At 72.2% G+C, this 24,611-nt stretch carries 21 protein-coding genes; 10 read left to right on the top strand and 11 right to left on the bottom strand.

The window, feature by feature from the left end; all coding sequences use genetic code 11:
• Positions 1-345: hypothetical protein (locus VF092_26170; protein HEX6750800.1), on the bottom strand; the 345-nt coding region annotated here is incomplete at its 3' end.
• 37 nt (positions 346-382) lie between these two features.
• Positions 383-1,714: a hypothetical protein gene (locus VF092_26165; protein ID HEX6750799.1), complete on the bottom strand. Its 1,332-nt coding sequence runs from the start codon at positions 1,712-1,714 to the stop codon at positions 383-385.
• 462 nt (positions 1,715-2,176) lie between these two features.
• Between VF092_26165 and VF092_26160 the strand changes: the two genes are divergently transcribed.
• From VF092_26160 to VF092_26125, 8 genes are all read left to right on the top strand, one after another.
• Positions 2,177-3,313, top strand: a complete 1,137-nt coding sequence (locus VF092_26160; GenBank protein HEX6750798.1) for an NUDIX domain-containing protein — start codon at positions 2,177-2,179, stop codon at positions 3,311-3,313.
• Between the two features lie 75 nt (positions 3,314-3,388).
• Positions 3,389-4,600 (top strand): hypothetical protein, encoded by a 1,212-nt coding sequence (locus tag VF092_26155; GenBank protein HEX6750797.1) that lies wholly within the window; start codon positions 3,389-3,391, stop codon positions 4,598-4,600.
• Positions 4,601-4,838: 238 nt separating this feature from the next.
• A complete protein-coding gene (locus VF092_26150; protein HEX6750796.1) occupies positions 4,839-5,582 on the top strand; it encodes a cysteine hydrolase family protein in 744 nt (247 codons plus the stop codon).
• A 162-nt stretch (positions 5,583-5,744) separates the two neighbouring features.
• Positions 5,745-6,272: an O-acetyl-ADP-ribose deacetylase gene (locus VF092_26145; protein HEX6750795.1), complete on the top strand. Its 528-nt coding sequence runs from the start codon at positions 5,745-5,747 to the stop codon at positions 6,270-6,272.
• Between the two features lie 111 nt (positions 6,273-6,383).
• Positions 6,384-6,929, top strand: coding sequence for a hypothetical protein (locus tag VF092_26140; GenBank protein HEX6750794.1), 546 nt, complete (start codon positions 6,384-6,386; stop codon positions 6,927-6,929).
• Positions 6,930-7,370: 441 nt separating this feature from the next.
• Entirely contained in the window at positions 7,371-9,647 is a 2,277-nt protein-coding gene (locus VF092_26135; protein ID HEX6750793.1) for an ATP-binding protein, read from the top strand.
• Between the two features lie 282 nt (positions 9,648-9,929).
• On the top strand, positions 9,930-10,307 hold the full coding sequence (locus VF092_26130; protein HEX6750792.1) for a response regulator: 378 nt from the start codon (positions 9,930-9,932) through the stop codon (positions 10,305-10,307).
• The gene (locus VF092_26125) at positions 10,295-12,751 is read left to right on the top strand and encodes a response regulator (protein HEX6750791.1); all 2,457 of its coding nucleotides are present in this window, start codon (positions 10,295-10,297) and stop codon (positions 12,749-12,751) included. The genes VF092_26130 and VF092_26125 overlap by 13 nt, the downstream gene beginning before the upstream one ends.
• A gap of 390 nt (positions 12,752-13,141) precedes the next feature.
• On the opposite strand, the gene VF092_26120 is transcribed toward VF092_26125, so the two are convergent.
• Positions 13,142-13,351: a cold-shock protein gene (locus tag VF092_26120; protein HEX6750790.1), complete on the bottom strand. Its 210-nt coding sequence runs from the start codon at positions 13,349-13,351 to the stop codon at positions 13,142-13,144.
• A gap of 572 nt (positions 13,352-13,923) precedes the next feature.
• On the opposite strand from VF092_26120, the gene VF092_26115 reads away from it, so the two are divergent.
• Positions 13,924-14,643 carry a helix-turn-helix domain-containing protein gene (locus tag VF092_26115; protein HEX6750789.1) on the top strand — a complete coding sequence of 240 codons (720 nt, stop codon included), beginning with the start codon at positions 13,924-13,926 and terminating at the stop codon, positions 14,641-14,643.
• Positions 14,644-14,749: 106 nt separating this feature from the next.
• Here VF092_26115 and VF092_26110 read toward each other — a convergent pair whose 3' ends face one another.
• From VF092_26110 to VF092_26075, 8 genes are all read right to left on the bottom strand, one after another.
• Complete coding sequence (locus VF092_26110; protein HEX6750788.1) at positions 14,750-14,971, bottom strand: hypothetical protein; 222 nt, start codon at positions 14,969-14,971, stop codon at positions 14,750-14,752.
• A gap of 127 nt (positions 14,972-15,098) precedes the next feature.
• A complete protein-coding gene (locus VF092_26105) occupies positions 15,099-15,302 on the bottom strand; it encodes a hypothetical protein (GenBank protein HEX6750787.1) in 204 nt (67 codons plus the stop codon).
• A 138-nt stretch (positions 15,303-15,440) separates the two neighbouring features.
• On the bottom strand, positions 15,441-15,644 hold the full coding sequence (locus VF092_26100) for a hypothetical protein (GenBank protein ID HEX6750786.1): 204 nt from the start codon (positions 15,642-15,644) through the stop codon (positions 15,441-15,443).
• A 201-nt stretch (positions 15,645-15,845) separates the two neighbouring features.
• Complete coding sequence (lanKC, locus tag VF092_26095) at positions 15,846-18,563, bottom strand: class III lanthionine synthetase LanKC (GenBank protein ID HEX6750785.1); 2,718 nt, start codon at positions 18,561-18,563, stop codon at positions 15,846-15,848.
• A 611-nt stretch (positions 18,564-19,174) separates the two neighbouring features.
• Positions 19,175-20,821 (bottom strand): lipopolysaccharide biosynthesis protein, encoded by a 1,647-nt coding sequence (locus VF092_26090; GenBank protein HEX6750784.1) that lies wholly within the window; start codon positions 20,819-20,821, stop codon positions 19,175-19,177.
• Positions 20,822-20,888: 67 nt separating this feature from the next.
• Positions 20,889-21,605 (bottom strand): nitroreductase family protein, encoded by a 717-nt coding sequence (locus VF092_26085; GenBank protein ID HEX6750783.1) that lies wholly within the window; start codon positions 21,603-21,605, stop codon positions 20,889-20,891.
• A 296-nt stretch (positions 21,606-21,901) separates the two neighbouring features.
• Positions 21,902-22,492 (bottom strand): hypothetical protein, encoded by a 591-nt coding sequence (locus tag VF092_26080; GenBank protein ID HEX6750782.1) that lies wholly within the window; start codon positions 22,490-22,492, stop codon positions 21,902-21,904.
• A 10-nt stretch (positions 22,493-22,502) separates the two neighbouring features.
• Positions 22,503-23,324, bottom strand: a complete 822-nt coding sequence (locus VF092_26075; GenBank protein HEX6750781.1) for a hypothetical protein — start codon at positions 23,322-23,324, stop codon at positions 22,503-22,505.
• Positions 23,325-23,510: 186 nt separating this feature from the next.
• On the opposite strand from VF092_26075, the gene VF092_26070 reads away from it, so the two are divergent.
• On the top strand, positions 23,511-24,500 hold the full coding sequence (locus VF092_26070) for a PfkB family carbohydrate kinase (GenBank protein ID HEX6750780.1): 990 nt from the start codon (positions 23,511-23,513) through the stop codon (positions 24,498-24,500).
• Positions 24,501-24,611 lie beyond the last annotated feature (111 nt).

The raw sequence follows: 24,611 nt of genomic DNA, 5'->3' as shown, positions 1-24,611 counted from the left end.
CACCTGGTTGCCGCCGGCGAAGGTGAAGTCGTCCATGTTGGCGTCGTCCCAGTTGGTCTGGGCGGTGGGGACGCGCCCGAAGCGGACCGAGCCGCGGCAGGGGTGCCAGAAGAAGAAGGTGCCGGCGCCGCCGCCGGTGGGATGCTGCGCGGCGCAGCCGGTGGTGTTGCCCACGTCGCGCACGAAGCCGCGGGCCAGGAACGCGCCCGAGCTGTCCACGCGGAAGCGCTCGTTGCCGCCGCTGCGAAGCCTGAGCAGCACGCCGGATTGGGCGTGGGCGGGTACGGCGGCGGGAGCGAGGAGGGCAGCGGCAAGGGCCGCGGCGGCCAAAGTCCTGGTCCTCATCTGGTGTCGTCTCCGGGTGAAGTTTTCGGTCGCGCGCTCACTGCGCGTTGATGTCCATCTCGTACCCGTCCGTCTCGAGCGAGCCCGAGTCGACCGTTTCCGGCGCCACGCCGAAGTAGTTCCCGTTCAGCGCGTACGTCCCCGTCACCAGCACGCTGGGGAAGCGCCCGTGGATCGTCTTGGTGGCGCTTCCCGACAGCGTGACCGAGCCCCCGACGCCGGCCAGGATCCCCGAGCCCACGGTGGAGCCGGTACCCACGTTCCCGGTGGAGGTCAGGACGAACGTGGCCACGTTCAGCGTGGCCTGGTCGGCCACCGTCACGTCGGAGATGGTGACGGCCGAGGTCAGCACCGGGAAGTTGCCGCTGGCCAGCGGGAAGGGAACGGTCACCGAGTCGGCCGACACCGGCACGAGCCCGCCGCCCCAGTTGGTGCCGACGTTCCAGTTGGTGGAGGTGGTGCCGGTCCAGTTGCGCGTGGTGCCGGTGACGTTGAACACCATGCTCCCCGCGCGCGTCCCGTCGCTGGCGTTGATCGAGCAGGTGGCGAACTGCACCCCCGTCACCACCCCCGAGCCGTCGACCGTGGCGCAGCCGCCGTTGGTGGTGCCGAAGGTGATGGTGGTTCCCGCAACCGGGTTCCCCACGGCGCTCCGCGAGACGGCCGTCAGCGGATGCGTGCTGGAGGGGTGCAGGTTGCCGAACACGTAGTCGGGAAGCTGCCCGTCGAGCGAGATGTAGCCGTTGGGATACTCGACCGGCGCGTTCACGAACAGCACGAAGTCGAAGGTGTTGACCGTGGGCGGCATGATCAGCGTCCACGTCTTCGGCGACGAGGTGGTGTTCTGCGGGAGGACCTGGTTGTACTGGTAGTAGGCCTGCCCGGCGGCGGTGAAGGTGCCGAAGCCGTCGGGGACCACCGAAACCACGCCGGTTCCCCCGGTGACGGAGGGGCCCGACGAGAAGAAGATGCGCACGCCGGCGGGGTCCAGCGTGGTCCCGTCGATGGTGCCCATGGGCTGCGGAATCAGGTTCTGCACCGTCACGTTGAAGGTGAACTGGCCGGTGCCGCTGTTGTACGCCACGTTGCTCGAGCTCACCTGCACGTACACGCTCTGGTTCCCCACGATGATGTCGGCCGACCCGCCTCCCTGCGGGGTGGCCGGCGCGCAGGTGACCTTGAGCGCGGCGCGGTCGCCGGTGCACTGCAGCGCCTGGACGTTGATGGGTGCACCCGGGGTTCCGGGCTGGGGCCCGGGCGGCGTGGGCGCCACGGGGTTGGCCCGGTCGGTGCACGCGGCAGCCGCCAGCGCAAGCAGCGCGGCGGCCGCTGCGCCGGTCCGGCGACGGTGGGGCCGGTGGAAACGCATGGGCTCGTCCTTGCGAACGGGTGTCCGCCCTCGCCGGCGTGGCGGGGCGGTTGCTGCGAGAGGCCTGCAGGCTCCCGGTGGCCGTTGGGGACGGCCCGCTCCACGACAGACGGGCGGGGATGGTGCGCGTCTCCTCCTGCCGGACCGGCGGGCCGCACCGGGGGGCGGTGCGCGGTACCACGCCGTGGAGAGCACTGCGAACGCCGAAGACACGGCGCTGGTGTAGCTTGCACTTCGTCCAGTCCCTGCGCAAGCAAACACTTGTAGGAGCGCTGCTTGTGCCGTTTGTTGCAGTTATGGGAATGTGACCATCCTGCTACCATCTGCTACGCCCGCCGCCTCGCCGAAACACGGACGGACGCGGCCGCCGCGGAGACGGTCGCGCGCGGCGATTGACGGACGCCCCCGGGGCGGCGCATTCTCCGGCCCGGCCGTCCGCACGGGAGAGGAGGAGGGGGAAGCGTGGAGGAGCGCGAAGGGCAGGGCAGAGGCGTTCCCGAGTGGGCGCTGCGCTACGACGCGGGCGAGTATCCGCACTACGCCGTCACCGGCGACGCGGTGGCGCTGGCGCTGGAGTGGCGCGGCGGCGCGGCCTCGCTGCGCGCGCTCGTGGTGGTGCGCGGGAGCGAGCCGTTCCGTGGGCTCGACGCCTGGCCCGGCGGCTTCCTGGAGTGGGACGCCGATCCCACGACGCGCGAGACCGCGCTCCGCGAGCTGCACGAGGAGACGGGGGTGGAGGAGCCCGACTATCTCGAGCCGCTCGGCAGCTACACCCAGGACGGGCGCGATCCCCGCCAGTACGCCGGCCATCCCGACCCGGCCACGGGGGAGTGGGTCCGCACCGGCGCGCGCGTCGCCACCAACGCGTATCTCATGCTCCTGCCGCGCCCCGCGGGCCTCGTCACCCAGCAGGAGGAGGTCACGGGCGCGGAGTGGGCGGACGTCTACCAGTATCTCCCCTGGGAAGATCTCCGCGAGGAAAAGGGCCGCCGCGCCGCGCGCGAGGTGCTCGGGGCGCTGGGAGATTGGGCGGACCGCGCGGGGGCCGACGCGCGCGAGCGCATCGACTACGCGTACGGCTTCGGGATGCGCGAGTGGAACGAGGAGCGCGTGGCCGAGCGCCGGCGCCTTCTCTTCGACGCCGGGCTCCTGGCCGAGGCGCGGCGCGACCGGTGGGGGCGGCCGCTCGGCGACGCCGGCGGCTTCGGGCGGGAGATGGCCTTCGACCACCGCCGCATCCTGGGCGACGCGCTGGCGCGGCTGCGCGGCAAGATCAAGTACATCCCCGCCGCCCTGAAGGCGCTGGCGGGCGACGAGTTCACTCTCGACGAGCTGCAGGCCGCCTGCGAGGCCATCTCCGGACGCCCGCTGCACCGCGCCAACTTCCGCCGCGCCGTGGCGGAGACCAAGGGCGAGCGCAACACGCGCACGCCGCGCATCGTCGTGGGGACGGGGAAGCGACGCCCTCGCGCGCCGGGCGAGCCGGGGGTGGCGCCCGAGCTCTTCCGCTTCCGCCCGGGGATCGTGCGCGCGCGGCTCGATCCCTCGCTCCGCCTCCCCTTCCTCCCGCTCGAGCCGACGGACGGAGACGAAGCTTGACGCACCCGCCCGCGCGCCCTATCGTACGCCCGGCGAGATCGTTCTCGTCTTGAGAATGCTATCGGAGCAGACCGGATGATCGACAGTCCTCCCGCCCGCGACGCCGCGGAGCGCAGGGAGCATCTCCACGAAGGGCTGGGACGCTTCACCGCCGAGCTCTTCCAGTTCGACCCGCGCATCCGCACCGGGTGGCTCAGCGACCGCTACTTCGTCCGCACGGCGAACACGCTGCGGCACGCGGAGAAGGATCCCGTGGTGACGATGCAGATCTTCGCCAAGCAGGCGGGCGTGCTGGCCGGCGTGTACGAGGCCGTGCGCCTGTTCCAGACGCAGCTGGCGCCGGGATACGACCCGCGCGACCTGCGCATCGAGACGCTGCTGGAGGGCGACGACGTGAACCGCGCCGGAAGCGACGCGTGGGAGCCGGTGATGCACGTCACCGGCTGCTACCGCGGCTTCGCGCACCTGGAGACGCCGGTGCTGGGGGTCCTCGCGCGGCGCTCGCTGATCGCCAGCAACACGCGCATCGTGGTGGAGGCGGCGGCGGGGAAGCCGGTGATCTTCATGGCGCCGCGCCACGACGACTGGCGGGTGCAGACGCCCGACGGCTACGCGGCGCAGGTGGGCGGCGCGGAGAGCGTGTCCAGCGACGCGGCGGGCGCATGGTGGGGCGCGCGCGGGGTGGGAACGATGCCGCACGCCATGATCGCCGCCTTCGACGGCGACACGGTGGCGGCGACCACGGCCTTCGCGCGCTACCTGCGCGACGAGGAGCCGGGCGTGGCGCTGATGAGCCTGGTGGACTACGACAACGACGCGGTCGCCACCTCGCTCGCGGTCGCGCGGGCGCTGCGGGCGGAGTTCGGCGACGGGATGCTGCGGGCGGTGCGCGTGGACACCAGCGAGCGGCTGATCGACCAGTCGCTGATCGGCGATCCCGAGGTGTGGGGGCGCGCCCGGCTCACCGGCGTCAACCCGTACCTGGTGCGGAAGATCCGCGCGGCGCTGGACGCCGAGGGGTTCGGCTACGTGGGGATCGTGGCCAGCGGCGGGTTCACGCCGTCGAAGATCCGACGCTTCGAGGGCGAGGGCGTTCCCGTCGTCGCCTACGGCGTGGGGAGCAGCCTGCTGGGCCACAGCGACGCGTCGAGCGGCCTGCTGAACGACTTCGACTTCACCGCCGACCTGGTGAAGGTGGACGACCGCCCCGAGGGCAAGATCGGCCGCACCTTCCGCGAGAACCCGCGGCTCGTCGCGGTCGACTGGTCGCGCGTGCTGCCGGGTTGAGGCGCGAGGGGGAGAGTGCGTCGCGGACGCGGTCACAGATTCCTCGGCCGCCCGGCGATGGTGTGGGATCGAATTCGGCGCAGCGGCCTCGGAATGACAGGCTTTAAGCTTCGACCCAATAATCTGTCATTCCGCGGGCGAGCACACGGAAGTCGCGGTCGCACTGATGGTTGTGAGCCCGAGGAATCTGTAGCCGCGGCATGCGATGCCGCCGACTTTAGAGGAAAGAGAGACAGCCATGACGGATAGAATCGCGCGCGTCGGATGGGTGGTGGACGCGCAGAACGACTTCCTGCTGCCGCCGGAGCAGAGCGGCCGCCTGTACGTGCACAACCTCTTCGACGACGGGAAGGATCCCGGCGCGACGCAGATCATGCCCGCGCTGCGGCGCGCCGTGGAGTGGATGCGCGCCGAGTGCGACGCCGTCGTCTTCACCGGCGACTGGCATTCGTACGACGACGAGGAAATCGACACCGTCGCCCCCGACGCCACGAAGGGCACCTATCCGCCGCACTGCATGGGCCTGTCGCCCGACGCGGCGGAGCGCGAGGGGGCCCAGATCCACCCGTCGATCCGTCCCGCCGGCGCGCTGGTGCTGGAGCGCGGCACCTCCGAGGACGACGCGCGGGAGGTCGCGCGCCGCGCGGTGGCGGAGCGGCGGCCGGTGTTCATCCACAAGAACCGCTTCGACGTCTTCACCGGCAACCCCGCGAGCGACGCCTTCCTCCGCGAGCTGGCGGCTCGGCTCGGCGGGGCGATCGAGATCTACGTGGCCGGCGTGGCGCGCGACGTGTGCGTGAAGAACGCGGTGGAGGGGATGCTGGACCCGCTGCGCGGCTACCCCGTCACCGTCGTCACCGACGCCACGTGGGGGCTGGGGCTGGAGGACGAGGCCGAGAGCTTGGCGCGCTGGACGAAGCAGGGCGCCGCGCTGCTCACCACGCGCGGCCTCGAGCTGCGCTCGCATCCCCGCGCCGCCTGACGTCCGTCGAGACGGAGATTCGTCGCGCGCGCCGAGATGCGGATGAGCACACCCGGGTTCTCCGCGTCTCCGCGGCTCCGCGTGAGATTTCGGTAACCTGCCCGCGCGGCGAATCCTGATTTCACGCGCATTTCTCCACATCTCCCTCAACTTGCACCCGTCATGGACGCATCGCTCAAAGACCGCATCGAAGTCGTGGAGGGCGACATCACGAAGCTGCACGTCGATGCCATCGTGAACGCGGCCAACACCTCGCTGCTGGGCGGCGGCGGCGTGGACGGGGCCATCCACCGCGCCGCGGGCCCCGAGCTGCTGGAGGAGTGCCGGATGCTGCGCGGGTGCAGGACGGGCCAGGCCAGGCTCACCAGCGGATATAAGCTCCCCGCGCGGTGGGTGATCCATACCGTCGGCCCGGTATGGCAGGGCGGGGGAAAGGGCGAGGACGAGCTGCTTGCCTCGGCGTGGCGGAATTCGCTCAACATCGCCGCTCTCAGGGAGTTGGATACGGTCGCGTTCCCGTCCATCAGCACCGGCGCGTACCGCTTTCCACTGGATCTGGCGGCGCGCATTGCGGTGCGTGAGACGCGCGACTTTCTCGCGCGCAACCCGCATCCGCGGAAGGTGATCATCTGCGCGTTCGGACCGGAGGCATACAGAGAATACTTGACGGCGGTACAAGCGGGGGATTAGATGTTGTGCGCACCGGAACATTGCAGTTCATGACCCCATTCCGTCACCATTCCGGTCCGCGCGGCGCGCCCATGCGCCTTTGCGCACGACAACCGAGACCCCGGAGAGCACATGGACGACCTGCAGGAAGTCAAGGCGCTGCTTGACGAGATCAACGCCACCATCTCCAGCTACGATCCCGTCCTGAAGGAGCGCGCGCGAGACATCCTCCTGGAGCGTGCCTTCGGCGGGCGCGCGGCGCGTGGGCCCGCGGCGCGCGCGCAGGCCGACGACGGCGAGGCCGCGGGCGAAGAGGCCCCGCGCCGCCGCGGCCGTCCCCGCGGCAGCACCAGCGCCCGCCGGGCCGGCGGCGGCATCTCGTCGCTGATCGAGCAGTGGAAGCCCGAGACCATGGCCGAGCGCGCGCTGCTGGGGGCCTACGTGCTGGCCCGCGGCCGGCCCGACCGCACCGTCACCAGCCAGGCCATCAACGCCGAGCTGAAGAAGAACGGCCTGCCGGTCCCCAACATCACCCGCGCCATCGAGTCCAACCTGCGCGCCCGCCCGCCGCTGATGGTGCAGAAGAAGAAGATGGGCACCACCCGCCAGGCGCGGAAACAGTACGCGCTGACGCAGGAAGGCGTGGACCTGGTCTCCGGCCGCCTCGGCGGAAGCTGATAGATCTGCGTTGGATCGAAGGACAGCGGCGCGCCCGTCCACCGGGACGGGCGCGCCGCGTCTTCATCGCGATGCGGGCGGCTCGCTCCGGTGACGGGCGGCTGAAGCCGCGGCTGGAACATTGGAAAGCCTCGCAAACCGCGCGAGGCTTCACCTGCTCGCCGACGAGGCGGCGGCGCGGGGGATCGCCTCTCGCGCGATCGCTGGATCCGCAGCCTGCGCAGCGGGCTTCCCAACGTTCCAGCCGCGGGTTTACCCGCCCGTGCTCTGTGCCGGGCTGTTCGAATCGGCCGTGGATCAGGGTAGGGAGAAGGCTCCACTCGTCCCCTTTGCCGATTGAATGTCTCACTCACTGTTCATGGCGTACCCCTTGCGCCTTAGCGGGCGAATCCTTCGTTTTCAACGGATTTTATCGACACAAAACACGCGAGAGCCGATCCGTTGAGCGATCCCGCCGCACCGCCGCGCGCCCCGTCTCCGCGCAACGCACGCCCCGACGCCGGGCTGGCGGCGGTGTTCGTGGCGCTGGTGCTGCTGCTGATCGTGCTGCTGGGGCTGGCCAACGCGGGGTTCGAGGAGCTGTCGCGCGCCAACCGCTGGAGCCTGCACACCTACGAGGTGCTGGCCGAGGCCGAGGGGATGCGCGCGGCCATGGCCGACATGGAGAGCGCCTACCGCGGCTTCGTGCTGACCGGCGAGCCGCGCTACCAGGAGATCTGGCGCGCCGCCGCCCGCGCGCTCGACGAGCACGGCACGCGCGCCCGCCGTCTGACGCGCGACAACCCGCCGCAGCAGGAGCGGCTGGCGCGGATCGCCGCGCTGGCGGCGCGCTGGCGCGAGATGCAGGCGCGCACCGTGGTTTCGCCGGGCACCGACTCCGCCTCCGTGGCCGAGGCGCGCCGCCTGGGGTCCGACCCGGCCGCCTTCAACGCGCGCCGCGCGCTGGCGGACAGCCTGCGCGCCACGCTCGGCCAGGTGGCGGTCACCGAATCGCGCCTGCTGCGCATGCGGGCGGACCGCGCGCGGGCGCTGGAGCAGCGCACCAGCCTCCTCCTGCTGAGCGGCGGCGTCCTCGCCGTCCTCGTCGCCGCCGGTGCCGGCGCGCTGGTGCTGCGGCGGACCGCGCGCCTGCGCGAGGCCAACCGCATGCTCACCGCCGAGGCCGCCGAGCGCATCCTGGCGCGGCAGGCGGCCGAGCGGCTGGCGCGGCAGAACGAGCTCATCCTCAACGCCGCCGCGGAGGGGATCTACGGGCTCGACGCGCACGGCTACACCACCTTCGTCAATCCCGCCGCCGCGGCCATGCTCGGCTACGCCCCCGACGACCTTCCCGGGCGGCCGTACGAGGCCACGCTGCTGACCTCGGAGAGCGGGGGAGACCCCATCCGCGCCGCGCTCCTCTCCGGCCAGCCGCGCACCGTGCGCGACGCATCCTTCCGCCGCGCGGACGGCCGGCGGTTCCCGGTCGAGTTCACCTGCACGCCGATCGTGGAGGAGGAGCGCATCGCCGGCGCGGTGGTCACCTTCCGCGATGTGACCGAGCGGCGCGAGGTGGACCGGATGAAGGACGAGTTCATCTCCGTGGTCTCGCACGAGCTGCGCACGCCGCTCACCGCCATCCGCGGCTCGCTGGGCCTGCTGGCCGCGGGGAAGGCGGGCGAGGTGCCGCAGCGCGGCCAGCGGATGCTGGAGATCGCGGTGCAGAACACCGACCGGCTGATCCGCCTGATCAACGACATCCTCGACATCGAGCGGATCGAGTCCGGCAAGGTAGCCATGGAGCCGCGGCCGGTGAACCTGGCCGAGCTGGTCCAGAACGCGGCCGAGGTGATGCTGCCGATGGCCGAGCGCGCCGGGGTGGAGCTGTACGTCTGGGCCGAGCCGGTGTCGCTGATGGCCGATCCCGACCGCATCCTGCAGGTGCTCACCAACCTCATCTCCAACGCGGTGAAGTTCTCCAACCCCGGCGGCACGGTGGAGATCACCGTGGAGCCGGCGGACGGCGAGGCGCTGGTGCGCGTGACCGACCACGGGCGCGGCATCCCGGAGGACCGGCTGGAGTCGATCTTCGAGCGCTTCCAGCAGGTGGACTCGTCGGACTCGCGGCAGAAGGGGGGAACGGGGCTGGGGCTGGCCATCTGCCGCACCATCGTCTCGCAGCACGGCGGCGAGATCTGGGCGGACAGCGAGCTGGGCGAGGGGAGCACCCTCTCCTTCACCCTGCCGATGCCCGCGCAGGAGCCGGCCGCCGTGCTGCCCGCGCCGCGCCCGGGCGATCCCGAGCCCGCGCCGGAGCCGGACGGGCGCAAGCACGTGCTGGTGGTGGAGGACGACCAGGACCTGGCCGGCGTGCTGGCGGAGACCTTCCAGCGGCAGGGCGTGGCCACCGACGTGGCGGGGACGGGCGAGGCGGCGTGGACCGCCGCGCGCCGGCGCCGCCCCGACGCGGTGGTGCTCGACATCGCCATCCCCGAGGGCGACGGCTACTGGCTGGCCGAGCGCTTCCGCGAGCACGAGGGGCTGCGCACCGTGCCCATCGTGGCCTATACCGCGCTGGACTTGGACGAGCCCGGCCGCGAGCGCCTCCGCCGCGCCGACGTGGAGGTGCTCACCAAGAGCCGCATCGAGCCCGCCGAGCTCGAGCGCCGCATCCTCGCCCTGCTGGCGGGCGAGGGAGACGGTCGTCCCGCCGTACCCGCGGACGGCGCGCGGGGATAGATCGCCAGGTTCTCACGCGGAGACGCGGAGGAGCTCGCGCGCTCCGCGTCTTGCTTCTGTACAGTCGATGTACAATGTTTGTGGAAAGTTTTTGATCGAGATGACGGGGAGCCGTTGATTCGGCGCAACACTTGCCTGTAAGGGACGCGCGCAACGGCGCAAGGAACGCGCGTGGGGGTGGACACGGGACGCGTTTCCCCTGTTCCCGCACGGCGGACGAAGGATCGCCGGAGTGGCGACGTATCTGCTTTTCAGCCCGCGCTTCGCACCGCGCAACGCAGAATGAGCCGACGCATCCTGATCGTGGACGACGAGGACGACATCCGCGAGGTCGCGCAGATGTCGCTGGAGATGGTGGCGGGTTGGGAGGTGATCCCCGCCGCCGGGGGCGAGGAGGGGATCCGGCTGGCCGCCGAGCACCGCCCCGACGCCATCCTGCTGGACGTGATGATGCCGGGGATGGACGGCCCCGCCACCGCCGCTCGCCTGGGCGAGGACCCCGCCACCAGGGACATCCCCGTCATCCTGCTGACCGCCAAGGTGCAGCCCGCCGACCGCCGCCGCTTCGAGGGCCTCGGAGTGGCGGGTGTTCTCTCCAAGCCGTTCGACCCGATGGAGCTGGCGAAGCAGGTGTCGGACGCGCTGGGGTGGCCGGCGTGACCGACCGCGGCGCGCCGCCCGCACGCGTGCTGGTGGCGGGCTTCGGCGACGGGCTGGCCGGGTTCCTGGCGCGCCAGCTCGGTGGCGTCACGTTCGAGTCCGCGCCCGACGCGGCCGCCGCGCGCGCCGGGCTGGCGCGCGGCGGGTGGTCGCTCCTCCTGCTCGACGACGCCATCCCCGGCGGCCCCGCGCACGACCTGCTGCGCGGGGCCGCCGAGCATCCGCCCGTCTTCCTCTGCCTGGAGCGCGGCACCCGCGCCTCGCTCACCCGCGCCGACCTCGACGCGCTGGGCGTGGCCCGCATCTTCTTCCATCCCCTCGACCGCCAGGCGCTGGTGCGCGAGGCCGCGTCCGTGCTCGGCGCTCCCGCGTCCACCGACGAGACGCAGGGAGATGGGGATGCGCGCCGCGCCGGGCTGGCCGACGCGGTGCGGCAGGCGTGGGAGCGCTTCCGCGGCGCGGTGATGGAGCGCGTGGACGCGGTGGAATCCGCGGCCGCCGCCATCCTCGAGGGCGGGCTGGACGAGGCGCGCCGCCGCCACGCCGAGCGCGAGGCGCACAAGCTGGCCGGCTCGGTGGGAACCTTCGGCTTCGCGCACGGGTCGCGCTTGGCGCGCGAGATCGAGATCCTGCTGCAGGGGAGCGCGCCGGTGGGACAGGCCGAGGCGCTCAAGCTGACCGATCTCGCCGTGGCTCTCCGCCGCGAGCTGGAGAAGCCGCCCGCCTCCGCGTCCCCGGCGCGGACGCCGTCTCCCTCTCCCTCCCCCTCCCCGTCGGCCGAGCGCGTGCTCCCGCTGCTGCTGGTGGTGGACGACGACCACGAGCTGGCCGAGCGCATCGTGATGGAGGCGTCGAGGCGGGGGATGCGGGCGCGCTCGGCCCCCGGCGTGGCCGAGGCGCGCGCCGCGGTGGCCGAGGAGCGCCCCGCGGCCGTGCTCCTCGACCTCTCCTTCGAGCGGGGGGAGAGCGGGCTGCAGCTCCTCTCCGAACTCTCCGCGCGCACGCCGCGCGTCCCCGTGGTCGTGATCACCGCGCGCGGCTCCTTCACCGACCGGGTGGAGGTGGCGCGGCTGGGCGGCGTCGGCTTTCTGCAGAAGCCCGTTCCCCCCGCGTCGGCGGTCGACGCGGTGGAGGGCGTGCTGCACCGCGGCCGCGACCGTCACACCTGCGTGCTGGCGGTGGACGACGACCCGCTCGTGCTGGCCACCGTCTCCTCGCTGCTGGAGCCGGCCGGCGTCGACGTCAACACGCTCGACGACCCGCTGCGCTTCTGGGAGATGCTGGAGGAGACCTGCCCGGACGTGGTGGTGCTCGACATCGACATGCCGCGGGTGAACGGGCTGGAGCTGTGCCGCGTGCTGCGCAACGACCCGCGCTGGGGGGCCACGCCGGTGGTCTTCCTCACCGCGCGCGCGGGGCCGGAGACGGTGCAGCAGGTGTTCAGCGCCGGCGCCGACGACTTCGTGATGAAGCCGATCGTGGGCCCCGAGCTGGTCACCCGCATCACCAACCGATTGGAGCGGGTGCAGCTCCACCGCGCGCTTGCGGACACGGATCCGCTCACCGGCGTCGCCAACCGCCGGCGGAGCGAGGAGCTGATGGGGCAGCTGCTGCACCTGGCGATGCGCCAGCAGGAGCCGTTCTCGCTGGCGCTGCTGGACCTCGACCACTTCAAGCAGGTGAACGACCGCCACGGCCACGGGACGGGGGACGAGGTGCTGCGGCGCGTGGCGCGGCTGCTGGAGCGCTCGTTCCGCGCCGAGGACGTGGTGGCGCGCTGGGGCGGCGAGGAGTTCCTGGTGGCGATGTACGGGATGGACAAGGAGGACGGCGTGCAGCGCCTGGCCGAGGTGCTGGAGGTGCTGCGCGACGAGCCGTTCGAGCTTCCCGGCGCCGAGCCGCTGCGGGTGACGTTCAGCGCGGGCGTCGCCCAGTACCCGATGGACGGCGGCGACCTGCAGGCGCTGTACAGGACGGCGGACGCCACCATGTACCAGGCCAAGGAAGCCGGCCGCGACCGCATCCTTCCGGCCGGGTGGAGCGCGGAGCGCCCCGAAGCGGCCGAGCACGTGGACGTGCTGGTGGTGGAGGACGACCCCACGCTCGCCCGTCTCCTCCTTCACGCGCTGGAGACGCGCGGCTGGCGCAGCCGCTGGATCGCCGACGGGCGCGAGGCGATGCAGCTGCTGACGGGCTCGCGGCCGCGACTGCGCGCGCGCGTGGTGCTGCTGGACGTGGACCTGCCGGGGATCGACGGCCACGCCGTTCTACGCACGCTGGCGCGCGAGCGGCTGCTGGAGCGCACGCGGGCGATCGTGCTGACGGCGCGCGCGCACGAGGCCGAGGTGGTGCAGGCCTTGGAGGAGGGCGCATTCGACCACGTGGCCAAGCCCTTCAGCATGCCCATCCTCCTGCAGCGCATCCGCCGCGCGATGCGGGCGTGATGGGGATGAGGGAACAGGGGACAGCACGACATGGTGTCCCCGCGATCGAAGTGCTCCCCTCCCCTGGGCAGCGGGGGAGGGGCCGGGGGAGGGGGCCTCCGCGCCGGGCGGGCAGGGCGCTTCTCCGTCGGCGGCCGAGGTCTTTGAGTGCGCTGAGGTCTCCCCCTCCCCCAGTCGGTTTTGGGGGAGGGGGCCGGGGGGAGAGGGCCTCCGCGCCGGGCGGGCAGGGTGTCTCCCATCCCGCGCGGATGCCGGGCGCAGACACCGAACCGGAGCGGCGCCCTCGGGATGACAGCATCAGGCTACAACGCAGCAAAAAAAGCCGCCCCGATCGCGAACGATCGGGGCGGCTTTTCGGTTCGACGTCAGACCGTCAGGTCCGCGCGGGGATTAACCCAGGCGGGTGACGTTCTCGGCCGCGGGGCCCTTGGCGCCCTGCACGATGTCGAACTCCACGCGCTCACCCTCGGCGAGCGAGCGGAAGCCGCTGCTCTGGATGGCGCTGTGGTGCACGAAGCAGTCCTTCGAGCCGTCCTCGGGGGTGATGAACCCGAAGCCCTTGGTGTCGTTGAACCACTTCACGGTGCCGGTGGTACGCATCTCCGAAACTCCTTGCATTGGTGTAGACTGCCGAGGCCCGGGTAGATCCGTACCAGCCGACCGTCTTCCTTAGGCGGGCAAAATCGCCCCCCGCCGCGGGCGCTCGCGAATAACAGAAAAGGACCGGGACGAATGAAGCGTCCAGGTCCTTGTCGCACACTGGCCCGGGCGAATCGTGCGCCCGGTGTTCTTCGCTGCCCCACAATCTAAGGCAAACGTCAGGATCTGTCTACCCCCGGGCGCGGAGTTTTCCTGAAACCGCTTACATCTCCCGCGGCCGGGGGTTCCAAATCTCCCGAAATGCGTCTCACGCGGGGGGCTCGTTTTTTCCGGAAAGCGAGGGAGAAGACAGAAACACACGTCACCAGACCTAATATGCATCGAGTGGATTTGGGAGCCGTCCATGCGACGAAATGCTTGTAGAATCTGCTGATTTCGAGCTATCATAGACGATCTACTCCATAGCGGAGGAGCGGCGGATGGCCCTCTCCCTGTACTGCTCCCCGCCACCGCACAAGTCCTTTAGCGTCACAAGCGATGGAGAGACGTGGCCGCTAGGCACGCTCGTGGCGGTGCAGCTCTCCACCCTGGACGAGGACTGGGCGCGCGTGGCCGACGCGGTTCCGCGGCTGCGGCGGGCGTCTCCGGCGTCGCCGCTGGTGCTGTGGGCGCGCGCGGCCGGGCCCGACGACTTCGTGGAGCTGGGGCGCGACGCAGCCGCGCTGGGCGTGCGGGCGGTGCTGGCCGGCCCCGAGCCCGACCCCGCCGTGCTCCGCCGCCAGCTCACCGACCCGGTGGGGCTGGAGACGGACGTGCTGCGCTGGGCGCTCGACGCCGGCCTCCTGGCCAGCCCCCGCGCCGAGGCCGAGGTGCGGGTGGTGATGGAGATCGCGATGCGCCACCGCACGCTCGCGTCCGCGACGGCCCGGCACGCGGACGTGGCCGATCGCACCTGGCGCCATCACTTCCAGCGGCTCCTCCTGCCGCCGCCGCGGGCGTGGCTCAACATGGCGCGGGCGCTGCGCGTGGCGCTGCATCTCCAGCGCAACTGCGCGCGGCCGCTGCAGCCGCTGGCGCTGGCGCTGGGATACTCGGACGTGACGGTGCTCAGCAACCAGCTGGTGCGCATCTTCGCGCTGCGGCCGGGGGAGATCCGCCGCCTGCTGGGCTTCGAGCCGCTGGTGTTCAACTGGTTCCGCAACGCCGCGCTGGCCGCGGCCGGACGCCGCGCGCCCTCCTCCACGGAACCTCCCCGCCATCCCCGCGGCAGGGGGGCGCCGCCCGCGCGGTGACCGCGGACGGGCCTCGCTTCTTCATCTACCGAGAAAACGATGCGGCCGCGGAGACGGGCGTGTCTCCGCGGCCGTGACGCCGTGTGCCATCGCCGCGGGCTTCGGGCTACACCCAGCCGGACGGGACGACGGGCAACGGCTCCGCCACGATCAACCCGCTGCGCGCGGACACGCAGCTGGGGACGGAGACGCAGCTGGGCACCGACAGGCAGCTGGGAATCGAGATGCAGCTGGTGACCGAGACGCACTCGGCCGCCACCTCCGTCGATTCCTCGAAGCCCTGCAGGTCCAGCACGTTCTCCGCGAAGGGGTCGAACGGAGAGTGCATGCCTCAACTCGCCGTGATGGAGGGTGATGCGGCCGCGGAGACACGCTCGCGCGCCTCCCCGCGGCCCTTTCTGCTTCCGGCGATTCCCCGCGTCCGCCTCGCCGCGGCGCGCGGGGAACGCCTCGCTTCACCGGCCGCCCACCCCGATCGGATCCGCCGGATCGGCCACGAACACGCCGCTCCGCAGCGAGAGGCAGCTGGGCACCGACACGCAGCTCGGCACCGAGACGCAGCTGGCGATGGACAGGCACTCGGCGGCGGTGGCGTCGGCCTCGTCGAACGACTGGAGGTCCAGCACGTTCTCCGCGAAGGGGTCGAACGGAGAGTGCATGCCTCACCTCGCCGTGATGGGGGGTGATGCGGCCGCGGAGACACGCTCGCGCGCCTCCCCGCGGCCCTTTCTGCTTCCGGCCTGCTTCCGGCGTTTCCCCGCCTCCGCCTCGACGCGGCGCGCGGGGAACGCCTCGCTTCACCGGCCGCCCACCCCGATCGGATCCGCCGGGTCGGCGACGAACACGCCGCTCCGCAGCGACAGGCAGCTGGGGACCGACACGCAGCTCGGCACCGAGACGCAGCTGGCGATGGACAGGCACTCGGCGGCGGTGGCGTCGGCCTCGTCGAACGACTGGAGGTCCAGCACGTTCTCCTGGAAGGGATCGAACACGTGATACATGCGTCACCTCTGGGGTCTGGGGGTTCGCACGACGGCGCCCGTCCCGTGGTGGGAACGGCGCTCCCGGCGGGTCTCCGTGCGCGCACCGCGGCCGCGCGCCGGCTCCGCCGGTCTTCCGCACTCCGCTGCCCCGGGCCCGGTGCCCGGGACGCCTCCTTTCGCGGGGGAGAGGGAGATCTTCCGCGGTGATGGATCCGCCGGTCATCCCGCCAGCGCCGGCTCGCGGCGCACGGGCGCGGCCACGGCGGCGTCGGCCAGGAGGAGCTCGTCGGGGAAGAAGGCACGCGGCGCGGCGGGGTTCAGCAGCCGGTGCAGCACCGTGCCGATCCCCGCCGCGCCCATGCCGAAGTCGCAGGAGATGCGCATCAGCTCCGGCCCCGCGAAGGCGATCCCTTCGGGGCGGGCGATGCGGTGCGGCAGGAGCGCCTCGGCCACGCGGAAGGCGTTGTGGAGGTAGCGCTCGCCGCCGGCGAAGCGGTGCATGTCGAGCAGGTACTCGATGTAGCCCGCCAGGCCGTAGTCGTGCCACGTCTTGTTGGTCAGCCGGTCGCAGGTGGCCCAGGCGCAGGCGTCGGCCCAGCGGCGGAAGCGCGGCTCGCCGGTGGCCGCCCAGAAGCGCAGCAGCGCGCTGCCCACGCCCGCCGAGCCGAAGCGCATGTGCGGGCTCTTGGGCGCGTCCACGCGCGCGTCGACGTTGGGGAACCAGAAGGGCCGCCCCGCCACCATGCGGACCTCGGAGATCTCGAAGTCCAGCCCCTTCTCGGCCGCGTCCAGGAAGCGGAAGCCGGGCGCCGCGGCGTTCAGCGAGGTCAGGAACAGGCACACGCCGCTGGTCCCGTAGCCGAGGCCCAGGTGCGCCACGCCGTTGAAGTCCCAGCACACCCCCGCGGGCACCTCGCGGGCGGACTCCACCAACCGCTCGCCCGTCTCCAGCGCCTCGTCGAGCCACGCCTCCTCACCCGTGCGCAGCCAGGCGTACAGGTTGGCCAATCCCCATCCCGCCGCGCCGTAGTAGAGCCCCGGCTGCTCGTGGATGAGCGGCGACCCGCGCGACGCCTCCAGCAGCGCTTTCGCGTCCTCGTCCCTCCCCGCGTCGAAGAGGAAGGTGGCCACCCCCGCCAGCCCCGCCCACAGCCCGGGGGGACAGGTCTTCGGGCGCGCGCGGGCCACGATCCAGTCCAGCACGCCCTCGGGGACGCGGCCGGTGGCGCGCAGGAGGAAGGCGGCGGTGCCGGCGGCGCCGTGCTGCAGGGAGACGGGGTTGGTGACGAAGAGCTCGCCCGACGCGGGCCACAGCCGGTCGCCGCGGCGGAAGTCGAGCCTGGCCTCGATGTAGCGTGCGACGCCGGCGACCGTCTCCTCGATGGCCCGCACGTGCGCGGGGGATGGCGCGCGGCGCGGCGGCGGCGCGGGGTGCGCGGAGGCGGGGCGCGGCCGGCTCGCGGGCATCCGCACCGCGTCGAGCGTGGCAAGCACCCGGTCCGGCCCCCAGCGGCGCGCGGGATCGGGGTCGGTGAGGCCGACCACCACGTCCTTCAGCACCGGGGGCAGCCTCTGCTCGCGCAGCACCATCTCCAGCGCCTGCAGGATCCCGCCGCGGTTCAGCGGCAGCCCCGAGGCGGTGAAGGCCAGCATGTCGAGGAGGAGCGAGCCCAGCGCGTAGTAGTCGTCCTCGGGGCGCGGGCGCTGGTTGGCCAGCTGGTCGGGCGAGGCGTAGCCCACCGTCCACCCGGGGAGCGGCGGGTCGTCGCGGTCGGTCTCGTACGCCAGCTCGAAGTCGATGAACTTTGGCTTCCCCTCGGGGGTGATGAAGACGTTGGTCTTGGTCATGTCGCGCAGCACCACGCCGTGCGCGTGGATCGTGCGCAGCCCCTCGATCAGCCCGCGCAGCGTGTCGCGCAGCATCCCGAACGCCTCGGCCGGGGTGCGGTCGCGATCTTCGGCGTACAGGAAGCCGATCGCGTATCCCCACAGCGACTCGGCCTGCAGCCGCTCCTGCACCAGGAACCTGTGCTCCCACTCCTGGAACAGGTCGACGAAGCGGGGGAGGAGCCCGGTGGGGCCGAGCCTGCGGAGGATGCGCGCCTCCTTCTCCAGCAGCCCCAGCGCGTCGGTGGCGTCGCCGCGCTGGCTGAGGAGCGGGCGCGCCTCGCGGATCACCACCTTCTCGCCCGTCTCCGTGTCGTCGGCCAGGTAGATCCCGCCCACGCTCGAGTAGCGCAGCGCGCCGGTCACGCGGTAGCGGTCGCGCAGCCACACCTCCTGTCGCCGCTCCTTCGACGGCGCGCCGAACGGGTCGGCGACCCACGGCGGGACGCGGTAGATGGCCTGCCGCTGGTCGGAGTAGCGCTCGCCCTCGGGGGTGAGGATGGCGCGGTGCTGGTGCCCCTCGGCGTCGAGATAGGGGACGCCGCGGTGCTCGCCGTAGCGGTAGAAGACCACGCGGCTGCCGGGATACGACCGGTCGGAGAGGATGTACGGCCCGCGCAGGTCTTCCGTGGCCTCGTGCAGCCGGGCGGCCAGCGCGGGGAAGTCTTCGTCGGACTCGGGATAGACGGTGATGAACTTGGCCGCCCCGGTGCGCGGCCAGTTCTTGCTGGTGGAGAGCTCCAGCATCCGCGCGTCGGAGCAGAACTTGAACGGCACGCGCGCCTCGGCCAGCACGGGAAGCGCGCGCGCCAGCACCTCGGGCGCGGTCTCCGTGGCGGCGGAGAGGTGGATCTTCCACCCCTGCGTCCGGTACTCGGCGCCGATGGGCTGGCAGTTCGACCAGAACCCGCCGCGGGCGATCACCCAGCCGTCGTCCAGGTGCTCGCGGACGACCCGCTCGTACTCGTCGCCCGGGCGGTAGCGGTCGAAGCTCTCGAAGAACTCCGCGTCGAGCAGCGCGAAGAAGAACTGGGGCTGGTCGCTTCTCATGGGAACGCGAGCCTTCTGCGTCAGCGCCGGGAGGATCGGGATGCGCTCCGGCGAGTGCCGGGGTCGGGCCAGCCGTCGCGGACCCGGGGACGGGCGGCGCTGGCTCTGGATTGGAGTGCGTGAGAGGAGGATTACGTTATCCGACAATCTTCATCAATGATGGCTTTCGGCAGCCGGTTGCCGATGCTGACACTCTCCCGATCTTTCGCTTCAAGATGGAGATCATCCGTCCGTTACAGGCCTGCAGCGGAATCGTCGATGAACGCCTGGAACGAAAGCTCACGCGGAGACGCGGAGACGCGGAGGAGATGTGCTTTCCTCCGCGTCTCCGCGTGAACTCGTGGATATTTGAGGATGTTGCTGAACCGACGAGCCGCGCTCGTCGGATGTCATCCTGAGGGCGCGGAGCACCGTGATTGCGTTCGCGCGAACCCCTGCGCGCCCGAAGGATCTTGCATGGCCGGCTGGATGTCGGCTCGAACGCGCAGGCCTGTGCGCGGGCGCGAGTAGATCCTTCGGTCGGCGCCGACCAGTGACGCGATGGAAAGTTCGGCGCGGCGCCTCCCTCAGGATGACATCCGGTGTGTCCCGGGATCCCCGACAACACCGTCTCAGGCGGCGGCGGGCTTGCGGCCGATGGGGACCAGGCGGCGCATGGCCTTGAGCTCGCCGGGGCGGAAGAAGCGGGTGAGCGCCAGCAGGGCGGGGAAGGCCAGCAGGAGCAGCAGCTTCACCCCCACCGACCGCCACTCCGTCGCGCCCCACCCGTGCCCCGCCAGCCACCGGTCCGCGAAGAAGATGGCGGTCACGATGGCGCCCACGTGCGCCAGCCGCAGCCACTCCCACGGCACGGGATAGACGCGGTTCCCCTGCCACGCGCCCAGCGCCGCCATCAGCGCGTAGCTCGCCGGCGTGGCCCACGCCACGGCCACCATCGAGTGCCGCGCGGCCACGACGCAGATGGCCACGTTGATGGCCGCGCCCGCGCCGGCGATCCACGGGAGCACGCCCGTCTTCTTCTCGATGTACAGCCCCGCCGTGACCACCGCGTAGATGGCGCTGAACACGTAGCCCAGCAGGATCACCGGCATGATAGACAGCCCCAGCCAGTACGCCGGCGACGTGGGCCAGCGGTAGATGGCGGGGATGCCGACCAGCGAGGGGACGAAGAGCGCCAGCCCCAGGAAGGCCACCGAGCACACCAGCATCACCGCCGTCAGCACGCGCGAGAACAGGCGCGGGGCGTCGGGGTCGCGCCCGTGCTGCAGCGAGAACGGCGTCCACGCCATGCGGAACATCTGGGCGACGAGCAGCATCGCCACGCCCAGCTTGTAGTTGAAGTTGTAGATCCCCAACACGTCCTTGGTGGACATGTGGTACACCGCCTTGGACACGCGCTCGGGAAGCCAGTTCAGCACCATCCGGTCGCCGTTCTCCACCACCATCACCGCGAACATGGCGGGCATGATGGGCAGCGCGTAGTGCCAGAGCGGCTTCCACTCGGCCCCGCGCAGCAGCCGCGGGCGGAAGAGCTTCGCGATCTCCCCCGTGAACAGTGCCAGGACCACGAGGTTGGCGATCAGGTTGGAGAGGAAGACGGCGTCGACCCCCCAGCGCAGCACCGCGATCAGCACGATGTTGAGCGCCACGCTGACGCCCACGAAGAGCAGGCGCAGCACGGCGTAGCGCATCGCCCGCCCGGTCATGCGCAGGTGCGCGTAGGGGACGGCGATCAGCGAGTCGGTGTAGACGATCGCCAGCAGGTAGAGGAAGCCGGTGACGGGAAGTTTGAACGCGTCGGCCAGCGGCCGCGCCGCCAGCGCGGCGAGCACCATCGCCACCGCGCCGGCGCCGGCGACAATGGCGAAGGTCATGCTGAACGCGCGCTGCCGCTCCTCGAGCGGGCGGTCCTTCACCTGCGCGGCGCTGCGCATGTAGGCCACGTCCATCCCCAGCAGGAACACGATGCCGAGGATGGGCGAGTAGGTGTACACGGCGCTCTGCACCCCGTTGTCGGCCGTGCTGAAGTAGCCCACGTACATGAACTGCATCACGTAGCTGAGGAAGCGGCCGAGCACCGAGCTGAGCCCGTAGATCAGCGACTCGCTCCCCAGCCGGCGGAGCTTGGAGGCGAACCCCGCGCCCGCCGCCGGCGCCCCGGGCGCGCCTCCCTGCAGCGGCGACTGGGTGTCGCCGGCCTCGGGGCGCGCCATCATCAGCGTTTCGTCGTCGTCGCGCTCGATCTCGCTGCTGCTCATCGTTTTCCGTGAAAACGCGGGCGGGGGCCGGGCACCCGCCCGCGGCTGGTCCGTCGCGGGATCGTGGTCACCCCGCCTCAGGCAAACCGGGGGCCGCCGCATCGCCATCTCTCTCGAACCAGGCGGAGACGGCCTCCAGCGGCTTGCGGTGCAGGTCGGGGACGGAGGCGTCGGCGGCGGGGTAGCCCACGGGAAGGAGGAGGAACGCCTTCTCGTTCTCCGGCCGCCCGAGCAGCTGCCCCAGGAAGCCCATGGGCGAGGGCGTATGGGTGAGCGTCACCAGCCCCATGTGGTGCACGGCGGCGATGAACAGCCCCGCCGCGATGCCGCAGCTCTCGGTGGTGTAGTAGTGCGTCACGTGCTCGCCCGCGGGGCCCAGGCCGTAGATCTGGCGGAAGAGCACGACCACGTACGGCGCGTCGGTGATGTGGGTCTTCACCAGGTCGGTGCCCATCGGCGCCAGCGCCTCGATCCACTCGGGGGGCATGCGGCCGCCGTAGTTCACGCGCTCCTCGGCCTCGGCCGCTTCGCGAATCCGCCGCTTCAGCTCCGGGTCGCCCACCACGACGAAGGTCCACGGCTGCTGGTGCGCGCCGGAGGGCCCGGTCGACGCGGTGCGGATGGCCAGCTCGATCAGCTCGCGCGGCACGGGGTCGCGCGAGAAGGCGCGGGTGCTGCGGCGGCGGTCCATCTCCGCGTGGAAGTCGCGGGCGCGCGCCAGCATCTCGTCCACGGGGAGGCGCTGGAACCCCAACGGACGGAACGAGTGCGTGGTTTCGGCCATTGGTCCGGCGGTGGGCTGAGGTCCGAAGCGGCTTCGCTCCGAAACGATACCGCCGGCCCCGCGTGGATGCGAGGGCCGGCGGCTGCGGAAGGCCGGAGATCAGCACGGGCGGGTGAACCCGCGGCTGGAACATTGGGAAGCCTGCTGCGCAGGCTGCGGGTCCGGCAATCGCGCGATCGGCAACCACCCGCGCCGCCGGCGCGCCAGCGAGCAGTTGAAGCCTCGCGCGGTTTGCGAGGCTTTCCAACGTTCCAGCCGTGGGTTTACCCGCCCGTCACGGGGCCCGGCGGCGACGCTCACCGCCGCGGCGTCTCGTCCCCGGGTCGCGGCCGCGGCCGCGGCCGCGAGGCGACGGCGCGGGGCTCGGGGCCCTCGGCCAGCAGTTTGTCGAGGCGTTTCACCAGCTCGGCGCGGTTGCGCGCGGCCAGGAACTCCTTGGGCACGCGGGAGATGAAGCGCGCGCCGGGGACGGAGTTCCGGTCTTCCGCGGCGACGTAGTCGCGCAGGGCGATGGCATGCTCGCGCGAGCGCATCCACAGCGTGCGGCCGCGGATGGAGACGGCATAGAAGGCCTCGCGCGGCCAGTCGAGCAGGTGGCGGTTCAGGTAGCCGCAGTTGCCGCAGCGGCAGATCCCGAACGGCCTCGCCTGGCGCCGCAGGCGGACGAGATCGGCCCAGCCGACCAGCTCGGGGTAGCGCAGCACCTCGTACACGCCACCGCGCCAGACGCCGGCGAGCGACGGGTCCGCGGCGGCCGCCTTCGCGTCGTCGCGCACCAGCACGTACGACGGCGGTTCGAGCCGCGCCTCGCGGCCGCAGCGCGGACAGCGGATGGCCAGCAGCTCGCGGCTGCCGAGCGACCGCGGGTGGGGATGGATCGCGCGCATTCGGGGCTCGTCAGGGCCCGGTGCGTGCCGCGGGCTCCCACGACACCAGCCGCTCCTCCGTCGCCGGCCCCTCGCCCAGGGTGCGGATGCGCACGGCGGCGCCCAGCGCGGGCGCGTAGTGCACCTGCACGTGCCGGCTCTCGTCGGGCGCGCCGGCCGACGCCTGCAGGTCGATCACGTAGACGGGGCCGGGGACGGCGGGCGTCGACGCGGAGTACGCCTGCCGGTCCATGCCGGTCACGCGCATCTCGTACGTCACCACCTTCGCCTCCGGGCGGACGCGGCCGGCGAGCTCCACGCTGCCGTGCTCCACCGCCCGGAAGCGCAGCCGGTTCCCCACGGCGAGCGGAAAGAGCCGGCCCTGCACGCCGGTGATTTCCACCACGCGGGTCGAGGCTTCGGCGCGGGCGGCCGGGCCGCTCACCATCAGCCGGTATCCCCACGCGTCGCGGAACAGGTCCATCGCGCCGCGCAGGCGGAACTCGCCGAGCTGCGACTGCGCCGCGCCCGGGCCCGGCGGCTGCGGCACGTTCATCACCACGCTGTCGCTTACGACGGAGCGCCACCGGTCCATCTGGCCGACGGTGTACGCGTGCCGGCGCATCACCTCGCCCGACATCTCCAGGATCTCGTCGCGGCGCATGGTGCGGAACGCGGGCGGCGGGGCGGCGCCGAACAGCTCCTCCATCGCCCCGAGCGGCGCGGAGGTGGTGGGCGCGGCGGCCACGGGCTCGTCGCGGCGGAAGAGGCGCGACAGCGTGCCCGAGGCGGCCAGCACGCCGCCGCCGACCACGATCACGGCCGCCACGACCAGGTCGAGCGTTCTGCGCATGAAGGAGACGAGGGAGATGGGACTGCGGTGGGGCGATGCGGAACGCGTGAAAGGTAGCGCCGCGCGCGGGCGGCGGGGAGTCCCGCGCGGAGCGGACGGCTTCTTTACACCCCCCGCCGCCGCGGGTAGATTCCGCGCCCTCTTTCCCGGCCGGGCAGCCGGGCGGCACCGGCACTTCAGGGGGAGATGGAACGGCTCACACGCGCGCGGCTGGACGACATCCTGGAGCGGGCGCGCGGCCTGCGCGTGGCCGTGGCCGGCGACGTGATGCTCGACGTGTACCTGGTCGGCGCCGTCTCGCGCATCTCCCCCGAGGCGCCCGTCCCCGTGGTCCACGTCACCGAGGAGCGGTTCGCGCTGGGCGGCGCGGCCAACGTCGCCGCCAACGTGGCCGCGCTCGGCGCGGAGGTCCATCTCGTGGGCTACGTGGGCGCGGACGAGAGCGGCCGGCAGATCCGCCGCGCGCTGGCGGAGATGGACGGCGGCGCGATCCACGCGCGCCTGGTGGAGCGCGGCGACCGGCCGACCACGACCAAGACGCGCGTGGTCGCCAAGCACCAGCAGGTGGTTCGCTTCGACCGCGAGCACGCCGACGAGCTGCCGGACGACTGCGCGGGCGAGCTCTGCGACGCGGTGCGCGCGGCGGTCGAGGCGAGTGACGCGCTGGTGCTGGAAGACTACAACAAGGGCGTGCTGGCGCCGGCGGTGATCCGCGCCGCGCTCGCCGCCGCGTCGGAGCGGGGCGTTCCCAGCGTGGTCGACCCCAAGTTCCGCAACTTCATGGAATTCGGCGGGGCCACGGTGTTCAAGCCCAACGCGCTGGAGCTGGGCGCCGCGCTGGGCGCGCGGGTGCGGCCGGACGACGACGCGTGGCTGGAGGACGCCCGCCGCCGCGTCGGCGCGCGCCACCTGCTGCTGACGCTGGGCGAGGAGGGGATGGCGCTGCGCTCCGAGGGCGCGCCCGCCACCTTCCGCATCCCCACCGTGGCCCGCGAGGTGTTCGACGTCAGCGGCGCGGGCGACACGGTGACGGCCTTCGTCGCCGTCGCCCTGGCCGCGGGCGCGAGCATCGAGGAAGCCGCCGTGCTCGCCAACCTCGCCGCGGGGATCGAGGTCGCCAAGCCCGGCGTCGCCGTCGTCACCCCCGACGAGCTCCGCGCGATGGTGGCGGATTGAACCAACGTCGCGGGCTCACGCGAATGCCGCGTCGGCTACCTCTCCCGGTACGGGAGAGGTGGCGAGCCTAAGCGAGCCGGAGAGGGCGCGATGGTGGCGGAGTAGCAGCAA

It is taken from the genome of Longimicrobium sp., assembly GCA_036377595.1.
Lineage (GTDB): Bacteria > Gemmatimonadota > Gemmatimonadetes > Longimicrobiales > Longimicrobiaceae > Longimicrobium.
This window is presented reverse-complemented; position numbering and strand designations above follow the sequence as displayed.